At 69.9% G+C, this 13260-nt stretch carries 10 protein-coding genes and 1 pseudogene (1 of these 11 only partly in view); 2 read left to right on the top strand and 9 right to left on the bottom strand.

Going from position 1 to position 13260, the window contains the following annotated elements; genetic code table 11:
- Positions 1-84: 84 nt before the first annotated feature.
- Both glnII and glnA read right to left on the bottom strand, forming a co-directional pair.
- Positions 85-1146, bottom strand: coding sequence for a glutamine synthetase GlnII (gene glnII / locus CED_RS10705; protein WP_011437528.1), 1062 nt, complete (start codon positions 1144-1146; stop codon positions 85-87).
- Positions 1147-1874: 728 nt separating this feature from the next.
- Positions 1875-3299 carry a type I glutamate--ammonia ligase gene (glnA, locus tag CED_RS10710; RefSeq protein WP_035910294.1) on the bottom strand — a complete coding sequence of 475 codons (1425 nt, stop codon included), beginning with the start codon at positions 3297-3299 and terminating at the stop codon, positions 1875-1877.
- 182 nt (positions 3300-3481) lie between these two features.
- Here glnA and CED_RS10715 point away from each other — a divergent pair, with 182 nt between their 5' ends.
- Positions 3482-3961 carry an RDD family protein gene (locus CED_RS10715; RefSeq protein WP_084680761.1) on the top strand — a complete coding sequence of 160 codons (480 nt, stop codon included), beginning with the start codon at positions 3482-3484 and terminating at the stop codon, positions 3959-3961.
- A gap of 75 nt (positions 3962-4036) precedes the next feature.
- Here CED_RS10715 and CED_RS10720 read toward each other — a convergent pair whose 3' ends face one another.
- The 4 genes from CED_RS10720 to CED_RS10735 all read right to left on the bottom strand — a co-directional run bounded on the left by CED_RS10720 (position 4037) and on the right by CED_RS10735 (position 7305).
- Positions 4037-4903 (bottom strand): DUF4191 domain-containing protein, encoded by an 867-nt coding sequence (locus CED_RS10720; RefSeq protein WP_011437525.1) that lies wholly within the window; start codon positions 4901-4903, stop codon positions 4037-4039.
- A gap of 102 nt (positions 4904-5005) precedes the next feature.
- On the bottom strand, positions 5006-5263 hold the full coding sequence (locus CED_RS21495) for a hypothetical protein (RefSeq protein ID WP_023841806.1): 258 nt from the start codon (positions 5261-5263) through the stop codon (positions 5006-5008).
- 117 nt (positions 5264-5380) lie between these two features.
- The gene (gene lipA / locus CED_RS10730) at positions 5381-6382 is read right to left on the bottom strand and encodes a lipoyl synthase (protein ID WP_011437523.1); all 1002 of its coding nucleotides are present in this window, start codon (positions 6380-6382) and stop codon (positions 5381-5383) included.
- A 158-nt stretch (positions 6383-6540) separates the two neighbouring features.
- Entirely contained in the window at positions 6541-7305 is a 765-nt protein-coding gene (locus CED_RS10735; protein ID WP_235187021.1) for a peptidase E, read from the bottom strand.
- A gap of 180 nt (positions 7306-7485) precedes the next feature.
- Here CED_RS10735 and CED_RS10740 point away from each other — a divergent pair, with 180 nt between their 5' ends.
- Complete coding sequence (locus tag CED_RS10740) at positions 7486-9234, top strand: protein kinase (protein WP_035910323.1); 1749 nt, start codon at positions 7486-7488, stop codon at positions 9232-9234.
- A 27-nt stretch (positions 9235-9261) separates the two neighbouring features.
- On the opposite strand, the gene sucB is transcribed toward CED_RS10740, so the two are convergent.
- The 3 genes and pseudogenes from sucB to CED_RS10755 all read right to left on the bottom strand — a co-directional run.
- The gene (sucB, locus tag CED_RS10745; RefSeq protein ID WP_035910298.1) at positions 9262-10755 is read right to left on the bottom strand and encodes a 2-oxoglutarate dehydrogenase, E2 component, dihydrolipoamide succinyltransferase; all 1494 of its coding nucleotides are present in this window, start codon (positions 10753-10755) and stop codon (positions 9262-9264) included.
- Between the two features lie 142 nt (positions 10756-10897).
- Positions 10898-12280: a dihydrolipoyl dehydrogenase gene (lpdA, locus tag CED_RS10750; protein ID WP_011437519.1), complete on the bottom strand. Its 1383-nt coding sequence runs from the start codon at positions 12278-12280 to the stop codon at positions 10898-10900.
- Positions 12281-12576: 296 nt separating this feature from the next.
- Positions 12577-13260: pseudogene (locus CED_RS10755) on the bottom strand (leucyl aminopeptidase); it runs 912 nt beyond the window's last position.

Raw genomic sequence — 13260 nt, forward strand, 5'->3', positions numbered from 1 at the left:
CGCCACCGTAAGACCGGGCGGCAGGCGGTCGTGTCGTCGGGAGCACCGCCACGGCCGCCTGTACTCCGGGATGGTGACCGTTCGTCAGACGGTCGCCTCGGCCGGGGTCGGGGTGGTCTGGGACGGCACGAACAGCGTCGGCTTGTCGCCGGCCAAGGCGCTGCAGCAGGTGTCGATCATGAGCGCGGAGACCAGGTACGGGTCCATGTTCGCGTTCGGGCGGCGGTCTTCCAGCCAGCCCTTCTTGGCCTTCTCGACAGCCCACGGAATGCGGATCGACGCGCCGCGGTCGGAGGCGCCCCAGGAGAACTTGTTCCACGGAGCTGTCTCGTGCTTACCGGTCAGCCGGTCCTGGATGCCGTGACCGTAGTGGGTCACGTGCTCCAGCACCCGGGTGCCGAGCGCCTCGCAGCAGGCGACGATGGCGTCCCAGCCCTCCATCGTCTGCCTGGTGGAGAAGTTGGTGTGCGCGCCGGCGCCGTTCCAGTCGCCCGGGATCGGCTTGGCGGCGAACGACACCTCGACGCCGTAGTCCTCGGCGATCCGGTGGAGCAGCCAGCGGCCCAACCAGATCTGGTCGCCGATCGCCGGGGCGGGGAGCACGCCGATCTGGAACTCCCACTGGCCCATCATGACCTCGGCGTTGGTGCCCTCGATGGCGAGACCGGCGTCGAGGCAGGCCTGCGCGTGCCTCTCGACGATCTGGCGGCCGGGCATCTTCGAGCCGCCGACGCCACAGTAGTACGGTCCCTGCGGCGCGGGGTAGCCGACCTCCGGCCAGCCGTAGGGACGGCCGTCCTTGAAGAAGGTGTACTCCTGCTCGATGCCGAACATCGGCGTCATGTCGGCGTACTTCTCGGCGACGGTCCGGGCGGCGGCCCGGGTGTTCGTCGGGTGCGGCGTGAAGTCGGTCAGCTCGACCTCGCAGAGCACCAGGAGGTTGTCGCCACCCCGCAGCGGGTCGGGCGTGACGAAGACGGGCCGCAGCACGCAGTCCGAGTTCGATCCGGGCGCCTGGTTGGTGCTCGAGCCGTCGAAGCCCCAGATCTCCGGTTCCTTACCGTCCCTGATGATGCGGGTCTTGCTGCGCATCAGCGGCTCGGGCTCGGTGCCGTCGATCCAGATGTACTCGGCCTGATAACTCACTCATACTCCCCGTGGTTGATCCTGCACGTTACGGAGCGACTTCGTGATCGGCCTGGCCAGCCGACCCAGGCCGCGAATGACGGGAGGGTTCGACCGGAGCCTTGTCGTGCCCAGTTACCTTCCTGTTCCGCGATTGTTAATTTTTGGTCTCTGCTATGTCACGAAAGGCTGGCTCTGGGCGATCGGGGCCGGCTGCCGTCCGGGATTTTCGGGGTCCCCGACTCCGCTTTTGTGTCGTGGTGTCCCGGCGGGCGGCGGAGGGAGATGGCCGGTATTCTGGACCGCGCCGTTCCGCATATACGTGAGGCCCGCCTCCGACGTCGTCGAAGTAGGGCCTCGGGGAATTGGTATACTAATTTTCAATGTGGGTTCGGGGTTTCGCCTGGTATCCCGGGAAAGGGTCCGGGCATCTCCTGTTCGCGATCTTTCCGGCGCTCGCCGGCGCTTGGTGGACAGCGGCGGACCTTCNGCCGGTCTCCGCCCGGAGGTGGCGGCGGGACCTGGTTTCCGCACGCGTCCCCGGCTCGAAGAGGCCTTCTGGCGCCGCGGCGAAGGCCCAGACGAACCGCAGGGGTCAATCAGGGCTCCCCGCCTCAAGAGCGTGACCGACCCCCGCGGTTCACCGGTGCCGCACCTGTCCGGGACCCGGTCGCGGTCACCGCCTCGGTGCCCGCCGGATCGCCCGAGGCCCGGCGATGGGTCAATGGCCGGAACCTTACGGCTGGGCGTCAGATGTCGTAGTAGAGGGTGAACTCGTATGGATGCGGCCGCAGGCGGATGGCGTCGACCTCGTTGACCCGCTTGTAGTCCAGCCAGGTCTCGATCAGATCCGCGGTGAAGACGTCGCCCTCCCGCAGGAACTCGTTGTCCGCCTCCAGCGCATCGAGCACCTTCTCCAGCGAACCCGGGACCTGGGGAACCGCGGCCAACTCGTCCGGCGGGAGGTCGTAGAGATCCTTGTCGATCGGGTCCGGCGGATCAATCTTGTTCCGCACGCCGTCGAGTCCCGCCATCAGAATCGCGGCGAAGGCGAGATACGGGTTGCAGCTCGGATCCGGCACGCGGAACTCGACCCGCTTGGCCTTCGGCGAGTCACCGCTGAGCGGGATGCGGCAGCACGCTGACCGGTTGCGGGCCGAGTAGACCAGGTTGACGGGTGCCTCGTAGCCGGGCACGAGCCGACGGTAGGAGTTCGTGGTGGGGTTGGTGAAGGCCAGCAGCGCCGGGGCGTGGTGCAGCAGCCCCCCGATGTAGTAGCGGGCGGTGTCCGAGAGACCGCCGTACCCGTTCGGGCTGTAGAAGAGTGGCTCCCCGTCCTTCCACAGGCTGGAGTGGACGTGCATACCGGATCCGTTGTCCTCGAACAGCGGCTTCGGCATGAAGGTGACGGTCTTGCCGCGGCCGCGGGCGACGTTGCGGATGACGTACTTGTAGAGCATCAGGTTGTCGGCGGTCTTCAGGAGCGTGTCGTACCTGATGTCGATCTCCGCCTGGCCCGCGGTGCCGACCTCGTGGTGCTGCATCTCGACGGTGATACCCGTCTCGTAGAGCACCCGGGTCATCTCGGAACGCAGGTCGGTGAAGTGGTCCGTGGGCGGCACCGGGAAGTAGCCGCCCTTGAACCTCGGCTTGTACCCGAGGTTTCCGCCCTCTTCCTTCCGGGCGGTGTTCCAGGCGGCCTCGACCGAGTCGACCTGGTGCATCGACCCGTAGGGGTTGTAGTCATAACGGACATCGTCGAAGATGTAGAACTCCGCCTCCGGACCGAAATACGCGGTGTCCGCGACGCCGGTGCCCCGGAGATAGGCCTCCGCCTTCTTGGCGATGTTGCGCGGGTCCCGGGAGTACTGTTCCTTGGTGATCGGGTCATGGATGAAGAACGTCATGGCGAGGGTCTTGTGCTCGCGGAAGGGGTCCACGAAAGCGGTGTGCGGGTCCGGTAGCAGCAGCATGTCGGACTCGTGGATGGCCTGGAAGCCGCGGATCGACGAGCCGTCGAACATCAGGCCTTCGGTGAACACCGACTCCGCGAAGACCTGGGTCGGGATGGTGAAGTGCTGCATGATCCCGGGAAGATCGCAGAACCTGACATCGATGAACTGAACGTCTTCGTCCCGGATATAGCGAAGCACGTCTTCTGTTTTTGTGAACATTCGTCCTCCAGCATCGCGTCACGCTTCTTAGGCCCACAGGTTACGCCATGTTGGCGTGTCTCCGGTCACCAGGTCATCGGTGTACGACATCACGGGATGGNTTCCGTAGCGTTACCGAAACCCACTTCATCACTCAACGTGATGAGTTGGGNGCATGTTGCGGTGCCACATAAGCTTGCGTCGTGGGACGAGCACTTGGAGGCTGGCTTGACGGGCCAGGTCTGCCACGGGACACCCCGCCCGGGGTACGCCTCGGGTTTCCGCGGGACGGCCGAGGATCCGTGGTCGGGTTCGGCCCGCGTCTGCTGGCCTACCTCGTGGACGCGGTCGTCGCGAACCTGATCGTCGGCGTGCTGTACATCGTCGGACTGAGCTACGCCGCAGACGCGCGTGGCCTCGCGATCTACGCGCTCTTCCTGCTCGAGGAGCTGATCCTCGTCGGTACGGCCGGTCAGACGATCGGCATGCGGCTGGCCGGCATCCGCGTGATCCGGCTGCGTGACTGCGGTCGGCAGTCCTGGCCGTGGATCGTCGTGCGTACCGTTCTGCTGGGCCTGTTCATCCCGGTGTTCATCTGGGACCGTGACCTACGCGGCCTTCACGATCGCGCCGCCGGGACCGTGGTGGTGCGCGACCCCGAGAAGCCCGGCCCCGAGAAGTAGCGCGGATCCCCTCCACTTCGGGGCTTCGGGGTGGGCCACCGTGGGCCGCACAGCGGACCACGCCTGGCGGCGGCGCTATCGGATGCGGCCGCCGCGCGGGATGTTGCGGGGGATCGGTCCCTTCGGGATCGGCAGCGCCGCGCCGCCCATCGCCCGCAGGCGACGGTCAAGGGCATCGACCTCGCTGCGGCGCAGGGTGCGCCGCAGCCGCATCAGGGTGCTCTGCAGCTTGGGTAGGGGAGTCTCCCCCTCACTGGTACCGATGATGATGTCGGTCACCGGCGTGTCGCCGACCGCCTTGCGGATCCGGCGCTTCTCGGCGGCGAGCAGTTCCCGCGGGCCACGCCCGTGACCCTCCGCGATGATCACGACCCCGGCCCGGCAGACGACACGGTGCACCACATCCTGATGCCGGTTGACGCCGACGGCGGGGGTGAGGCGCCACTCTCCCCGCATCCGTTCGATCACTCCGGCGGCGGCGCCCGGTTTGCCTTCCATCTCGGCGTAGGCGGTCCGCTGCACCCGCCGGCTGAACAGGTTCAGGGAGACGACCACCCCGAGCAGAAGGGCGATCGGAATCCACAGGTACAGCGGACCGACGAAGATTGCGGGCACAATGCCGACGGCGACCGGAGCGAGGAAGCCCGCCAGGGTGATCCAGAGCGCCCGGGGATCGCGTTGCCGGGTGACCTTGTAGATCATCCGGAGTTGGGCGACCCGAGTGGTGAATCCCTTTCCCGGTCCCGCCTCGCCGCTGCGGCCGTTCCGACCGGCCGCGCCACCCTTGCCGGCCGCACCGGGGGTCTTCCCCGCGGCGCCAGGATTGGTGCCGCGTCTGCCAGCCGCGCCGTTCTTGTCGGCTGCGCCCGCCGACTGGTCCTTCCCCGCCGCCCCAGGGGCCGCCGGCCCCGGGGCGTCCGTCGGCTTCTTCTTCAGTGCCATGACCGCGAGCCTACGGCCTCCTGGCCAGCGGCATGCTCGTCCCGCGCCCGCTGATCGCCGTTGGCCGGCGGGAAGTCCGGCGGATCTGACTGTCGGGCGTGATCAGGGCGTGACGCGGATCAGGGCTGGGCGGCGACCGCGCGCGGACGCGGGGCGGCGGCCCGGGGTGGTGACTCGGGGTGGCGCGGGCGTGACCGACGTGACCGAAAGCGGCACGGTGGTATCCATCCATCGATAGCCGGTCGTCACGTGCAGATCGGTGGCCGCCCGCCAGGCGTTACGACGCGCGGTCTTCTGACCTCCGTGCGGCAGCAGCAGCAGGGTCACTTCTTCGAGAACGCTGAGCAGTGAACGGAGCACGATGGGAACGACCTCCCGGCACGGTCGTGGGCACACACCTCGATGATGGGCGAAGAGGATGACCCCCATGTAACGAGGGGGTAACGCTAAGCTAATTCTAGCCGCTTCGAGGAATGGTCACCACGGACTCGGCCGTTGCCCGTGAGAGTTCTCCGACACACTTTCCGGGGGAACGGACATTTCGCTGCGGTCCTGGTCACGTGCCGTCATCGCTTGCTGGTAGAGGCGGCTGGCCCGGTAGGAAGACCGGACGAGCGGACCGGACATCACCCCGGAGAACCCGAGCTCCGCGCCGACACGTCCCCAGTCGAGGAACTCCTCCGGCCGCACCCACCGCTCGACCGGATGGTGCCGCGGCGTCGGGCGCAGGTACTGGGTCACGGTGAGCAGCTCACACCCCGCCGACCGCAGATCCCGCAGGGCCGTGTGGATCTCCTCCGCCGTCTCACCCAGACCCAGGATGAGGTTCGACTTCGTGACCAGCCCGGCCTGGCGGGCCTGGCGCAGCACGTCGAGTGAGCGCTCGTACCGGAACGCCGGCCGGATCCGCCTGAAGATCCGGGGTACGGTTTCGAGGTTGTGGGCGAGTACCTCGGGCGCCGCCTCGAACACCTCGCCCAACTGGTCGGGCCGGCCGCCGAAGTCCGGGATCAGGACCTCCACGCCGGTATCGGCCGAGCGTGCGTGGATCTGGCGGACCGTCTCCGCGTACAGCCACGAGCCGCCGTCCGCGAGGTCGTCCCGAGCGACTCCGGTGACCGTCGCGTACCGCAGGCCCATGGTGGCGACGGACTCCGCCACCCGGCGCGGCTCGTCATGGTCGAGCGGGGCAGGCCGCCCGGAGTCGATCTGGCAGAAGTCGCAGCGGCGGGTGCAGACCTCCCCGCCGATCAGGAAGGTCGCCTCGCGGTCCTCCCAGCATTCGTAGATGTTGGGACAGCCGGCTTCCTCGCACACCGTGTGCAGCCCGGCCGATTGGACCAGCCCCTTGACGTCCTGGTACTGCGGACCGGTGCGCAGCCGAGTCCTGATCCACGATGGCTTGCGTTCGATCGGCGTCTGCGCATTACGGGCCTCGATGCGCAGCAGCGGGCGACCCTCGGGGGCGACGGCGGTCATACCACCAGCTCCATCTGCTCAGCTTGCTCGGCGACCGGTTCGAAGGAGGGGAGGCTCCGCGGCCAAGCGGATTTTGGCGAGGAAGCGCTGTCTGTCCCATGCTTCGCGGTGGGAGGCCGCGGAAAGCCGAGAACATCCACAATCATAAGCCTGCCGGCTCAGCCGCGGGGCACCGCGGGTAGCAGGCGGGGCACCACCGCGGTCTCCACGGCGGTGCCGTCCGGACCGCGTTCGACCCGCCAGGCGTGCACCCCGGGCCGGTCGGCCACCGCCTCGACGAGATCGGTGCCGTGGAAGTGCAGACCCACTCCGTCGTCGGTCGCCCATCCGGCCGGCAGCGTGCCCTCGGCGACCAGCCGCTGGAACAGCGGCCGCCGGCTGGCCTCCGAGTCGTAGTGCGGGGTGTTGCTGAAGGGCAGCAGGCCGAGGCCGTTCGTCACCGGGCGGAGAGCCGGGCCGAAGGAGTCGGTGGTGCCGCCCACATGCCAGCACAGTGAACCGGCGGAGACTCCACCGAGCACGACCCCCGCCTCCCACGCCTCTCGGAAGATCTCACCGAGCCCGTGCACGGCCCAGACCGCGAGCAGGTTGGCGACGCTGCCCCCGCCGACCCAGACGACGTCCTGCGCCAGCAGATGGGCGCGGATGTCGGCGATGTTCGGCATCGGGAACAGCGTGAGATGGGAGAGCAGCACGTCGGGCCGGTCGCGGTTGAACGCCGCGTACCCGCGGGCGTAGGCGGCCTGGTCGTCGCCCAGGGCGGTCTGCAGCAGGCAGACCCGGGGCCGTGCGCCCGCCGCGGACAGACTGATGGCGTGATGGAGGATGGGACCGACCTTGGCTCCGTAGCGGCCGTCCGGAAGGAAGCCACCGCTGGTGGCGAGGATCTGCACGGGTTCGTCGCTCTCTGAAGGCTGTCGCATGTGACGGTCGTCGATCGCATACCCCGCGGTGGATCGTAAAAAGTTATCCACAACCGGACGAAGAGGTAGGCAGACCGGACCGGTTTGAGCCTAGCGTCGCTTCTTGTGACCTTCACCGACGATTCCGCGGACAGGCCGGCCCGGCGCGTCGGCGGCGTACCCGAGGTCCCGGGGGTGAGCATGCGTTCCCGCCTGCGGGACGCCGGCTCTGGAGAGCTCTGGTCGGGTCAGTTCGACCAGTCCGGAATCGAGTGCGTGGTGCGGCGGGTGCGGTTGGCGCCGGACCCGGTGCTGCGTTCCGCGGCGGTCATCGCGGCCCGGGCCCTCGTGGACCTGGAGCATCCCCATCTGGTGCCGGTCGTGGCGGTGTTGCCGACCGCGGAGGGCCTGGCGTTGATCACCGAGCCGGTCGTCGGCGGTGTCAGCCTCGCGCGGCTGCTCGCCGCCCGCGGGGACCTGGACCCCGGTGAGGTCGTCACGATCGGTCTGCCGATCGCGCAGGCCCTGGCCGCCGCGCACGCCGTCGGCGTCGTGCATGGCCGGCTCGAGCGTGCGGACATCCTGTTGGAGCCGAACGGTCGTCCGGTTCTGATCGGGCTCGGGGTCGCGGCGCTGGCCGACGCCGCCAGACCGGATCCGATTCCACCCGAGGCCGCGTCCGCGGACGTCCATGACCTGGCCACTCTGCTGCTCGGGGCGATGCGTGAGGCCACCGGGCCAGACGCGGCCGCGGTGGCGGTGGCGGTGGCGACCGCCATGATCGACGACCCGCGTCGGCGACCGAGCGCCCTGGAACTCGCCGCGTCGCTGGCCCGCAGCGCGACTCCGCTCCCGGTCCGCCTGGCGGGCGGCGGCGAGGTGGGCGGCGGCGAGGTGGGCGGCGGCGAGGTGGGCGGCGGCGAGCCGGGTGGCGCGGCGCGGCGCGGTCCCTCGCCGACCGACACCCTGCCGGCGATCCCCTGGGTGGACCCGCCCGACGATCCGGCCCCGCCCGACCGGGCCATCACCGGAGCGACGGCCGTCAACGCCGCGGAGCTGCTCGACTCGTTGCCGCCACCGCCCCGACGATCGACCCGTGCGACGACCAACCCTCGGAAGGCCGCCCGCGGTGGCGGTCGGGGCTCCGGGGGCAAGGGGTCGGCCACCCCGGGTGCGGCTGCTCCGGGGCCGCGGTCACCGCGTTCCGGCGGATCCACCGGAAGCGGCCAGGGGACGCAGCGAGGTCCGCGCGGGCACACGACCGCCTCGGGCTCCCCGGGTCCCGCGAGGCCCCCGGGGGGCCTCGGCTCCCCGGGCCGGAGCACCCGGCCGACCTCCGCGCGCCGACCGCGTCGGGTGGGAGCCCGCCGCCAGCGCTTGCTGTTCCCGGTGACCGCCGGGCTGGGCCTGCTGGTGGTCGTGGCGGCCGTCGCGTTGCTGCTGGCCAGCCCGGAGAAGGACGATGCACCCGGCGCGGCCGGGACGTCCGTGCCACCAACCGGTGCAGCCTCCGCGGCCGGGCGGGGACCGACGGCGTCGCCGGTCGCCAATCAGTCGCCCGAGCAGGTCTGGCGTTCGGTACTCGCCGAGTTGAACACCGCGCGCAGCCGTGCGTTCGAGCGGGCTGACGAGAGCCTCCTGACGGAGTCTGATGCCGCGGGTAGTGAGTTGCACGCTTCGGATATCGCGCTGATGAGGCAGGTGGTCGCGAGGGGGGCGCATGCCTCGGCACTGCGCAGCGACATCCTCGATCTCAAGGTCCGGGTCGAGGAACCGGACCGCACCGTGCTGCGGGTCACCCAACGCCTGAACGCCTACGACTTCCTCGACGCCGGGGGGAAGGTGCTGGCGCATCAGGCGGCGAAGTCGCCGGAACGGCGTGACCTCACCCTGATCCGTACCGGCTCCGGTTGGCGGGTCTCGGAGAACGTCCCGGTCACGGCCGGCTGACCGGACGGTCAGCCGGCCGTGACCGGGCTACAGGCCGAGTTCGGCTTCGAAGGCTCCGTTTTCCAGCCGGTGCTTGGTGAAGGCCAGGAAGCGAGCCGCGTCGGCACCGTCGACGATGCGGTGGTCGTAGGTGAGGGACAGGTACACCGTCGAACGAACCGCGATGATCTCGCCCAGCTCCGGATCGTCGACGACGGCCGGCTTCTTCGTCACGATGCCGGTGCCGAGGATGCCCACCTGCGGCTGGTTGATGATCGGCGTGTCGAACAGGGCGCCTCGACTGCCGGTGTTCGTCAGGGTGAAGGTGCCGCCGCCGAGCTCGTCGGGCGAGATTCGGTTGGCCCGGGTGCGGCTCGCCAGGTCGTNGATCTTGCGGGCCAGCCCGATGAGGTTGAGATCGCCGGCGTTGTGGATGACGGGCACGACCAGACCACGCTCGGAGTCCACGGCGATGCCGAGGTTCTCCTCTCCGTGGTAGGTGACCGTGCCCGCCTCGACGTCGATGCTGGAGTTGAGCTGCGGGAACTCACGCAGCGCCGCACAGGTCGCCAAGGCGAAGAACGGCAGGAATGACAGCTTGATGCCCTCCCGAGCCTGGAAGCCGCTCTTCGCCCGGTCCCGCAGCCGCGCGATCCGGGTGACGTCGGCCTCCACCACGGTGGTGAGCTGCGCGCTGATCTGCAGCGACTCGACCATGCGGCGAGCGACCAACGCCCGCAGGCGGGAGAGCTTCTCGGTCTGGCCGCGGACGGGGGCAGCGCCGGTCGGCGCCACGGTCGGCGCCACGGTCGGCGCCACGGCCGGGGCTGTCGGGGCTGTGGGGGGGGTCGCGGGAGTCTCCTGCGCCGCGGGAGCCGCGTCCCGCGGCCGCGCGGCGTCCTGGATGTCCTGCTTGGTGACGCGTCCACCCGGCCCGGTTCCCGCCACGGTTCCCAGGTCCACGCCGAGCTCGGCGGCCATCTTGCGCACCAGCGGGGTGACGTAGCGACCGATGCCGCCGCCGTTCCCGTTGGCGGCGGCCGGGGTCTGGGCCGGGACCGGGGTGAGCTCCGGCTGACGAGCGAACGCCGGTGCCGGCGCGGGCGTCGGCGCGGGTGCGGGCGTCGGCGCGGGTGCGGGCGTCGGCGCGGGTGCGGGCGTCGGCGCGGGTGCGGGCGTCGGAGTGGGCGGAGGCGGCGGTGCCGCGGCAGCCGGCTTCACGGGTTCCGGCGCCGGTTCGGGTTCCGGCNCCGGCGCGGCGGGCGCCTGCGTGGCCTGCGCCGGTGCGGTGCCGCCACCCGCGGACCCGTCGTCGATCACCGCGAGCTCGACGCCGACCTCGACGGTCTCATCCTCGGCGACCTTGATCGAGCTGACGACACCGGAGGCGGGGGCGGGGATCTCGGTGTCGACCTTGTCGGTGCTGACTTCGAGCAGTGGCTCGTCGGCCTCGACGCGTTCACCCTCCTGCTTCAGCCACCGCGTGACGGTTCCCTCGGAGACACTCTCCCCGAGCCGGGGCATTGTGACAGATACAGACATGCTGGAACGACTCCTTTGTCGCGTCCGGCATCTGCACCGCGCGGGCGGCCGGCCGGAGGCGCTCATGCTTGGCGTGGCCTGAATCCTGGGCGGATCGGGCCGCGGGGGTGGCACGGGCAGGCACGATCCAGGGCGGTGCCCGCTAACCGTGGACGTGAAGGGGCTTGCCGGCCAGCGCCAGATGCGCCTCGCCGAGAGCCTCGGACAGCGTGGGATGCGGGTGGATGAGCTGGGCGACCTCGGCGGGGAACGCCTCCCAGTTGGTGATGAGCTGAGCCTCGGCGATGAGCTCGCCGACCCGGTCGCCGACCATGTGCACGCCCACCACCGGACCATCGGGGACCGCGATCACAGTGACCGCACCGGAGGTCCTGAGGATCTGGGACTTGCCGTTGCCCGCCAGGTTGTAGGTGACCGTCTTGATCTCGCCGTACCGCTCCCTGGCGACCGCGGCGGTCAGGCCGACCGAGGCCACCTCCGGGTGGGAGTAGGTGACCCGCGGAACGTTGTCGTAGTCGACCGGCACCGGGCCCAGCCCGGCAAGCTGCTCGGCGACGAAGATGCCCTCGGCGAAGCCGACGTGGGCGAGCTGGAGCCCGGGCCGCAGGTCGCCCAGCGCGGACACGGTCGGAATGTTCGTGCGTAGCTGACGGTCGACCAGCACATAGCCGCGGTCGGTCGCGATGCCGACCTCCTCGTAGCCGAGACCTTCCGAGACCGGTCCACGACCGACCGCGACGAGCAGCAGTTCGGCCTCGATGGTGGTCCCGTTCTCGAGGGACACCGTCACGCCCTGGTCGGTGGACTTCACCCCGGAGAACCGCGCGCCGAGATGCTGCTTGATGCCGCGCTTGCGGAAGGCACGCTCCAGCAGCTTGGAGCTGGACTCGTCCTCGAGCGGGACGAGGTGCGGCAGCGCCTCGACGATGGTCACCTCGGCCCCGTAGGACCGCCAGACGGAGGCGAACTCGCATCCGATGGCCCCGGCGCCCAGTACCACCGCGGAGGCCGGCACATGGTCGAGGGTCAGGGCGTCATCGCTGGTGATGACCTTGTCGTGGTCGATGTCCAGGCCGGGCAGGGTCTTGGAATAGGAACCGGTCGCGAGCAGGACGTGCCGACCCTCGATGACCCGGTCGCCGACGGCCACGGCGGTCGGGGAGACCAGCCGGCCGAATCCCTCGACGACCTCGATCCCCCGGGACTTGATCAGGCCGGTCAACCCCTTGAAGAGCCCGGCGATGACCGAGTCCTTGTAGGAGTTGACCGCGGCCATGTCGATGCCGTCGAGGGTCGAGCGAACCCCGAAGGCCTCGCTTTCGTTGATGTTGTCAACGATCTCCGCCGAATGCAGCAGCGCCTTGGTCGGGATGCAACCTCGGTGCAGGCAGGTGCCGCCGAGCTTGTCCTTCTCGATCAGAACGACGCTCAGGTCGAGTTCCGCGGCGCGCAGCGCGGCGGCGTATCCGCCGCTGCCGCCACCGAGGATGACCAGGTCGACGGGACCGGCCGCTGAATTCGCCACGCCAGGGGTCCCTTCTCGTTGAATCCTGTGGTCTTGCCGGTGGTGCCGAGAGCGTTACTAGTAGCGTCTGCTACGTCGAGTGACAAAGCCGGTGACGCGGTTGGCCGCCGCCCCCGACGGCGTTCCCACCGCTGAGCGCGGCAGCCGAAGCAGGAGCGTCAGGCCACGGCTCGCCTAGCCACGGCAACCGGATGCCAGTCTTTCACGTCGTGAGCCCACTGCCGCTCGGATGGGCGTGACTGTGCTGCATTGCGCGAGGCGCCAGCAACCATTGTGTACCTACCTTCCCCCGCAGGTCAGCCCTCGGCCGGGGACTCAGCCGGGGAACCGGTGGCCGAACCGGGGGAGGCCGTCGTCGTCGCGCGGTCCTGCGCCAGCTGGACGAGCGTGCGTACGATCATGCCGGTGCCTCCCTTGGGGGTGTGGCCGTAGGGCTCTCCACCGTTCCAGGAGGGACCGGCGATGTCGATGTGCGCCCAGGACACCTTCTCGGGGACGAACGAGGCGAGGAAGTGCGCGGCGACCAGCATGCCGCCGTCTCGGTTGCCTCCCGGTGGCACGTTGGCGATGTCGGCCACCGTCGAGTCCAGTCCCTTGCGCAGATCGGGCGGAAGGGGCATCGGCCAGACGCTCTCGTCGGCGGCGGCCGCCGCCGACGCGACCGCGTCCACCGCGGCCGCACGACCCATCAGTCCGCTCGTCCGGTGGCCGAGGGCGACGATCTGTGCGCCGGTCAGGGTGGCCACGTCCACGATCAGGTCCGGTGACTCCTCGTTGGCGCGGACGAGGGCGTCGGCGAGCACCAGCCGGCCCTCGGCGTCGGTGTTGAGCACCTCCACCCGGGTGCCGCCGCGCAGGGTGAGAACGTCGGAGGGGCGGATCGCGTCGCCCGAGGGCATGTTCTCCGCGCAGGGCATCCAGCCGGTGAGAGTGATCGGGAGCTTGAGCCGGGCCGCGGCGATGACGGTGCCGAGCNNNNC

The sequence above is a fragment of the Frankia sp. CeD genome, from assembly GCF_000732115.1.
Classification (GTDB): Bacteria; Actinomycetota; Actinomycetes; order Frankiales; family Frankiaceae; genus Frankia; species Frankia casuarinae.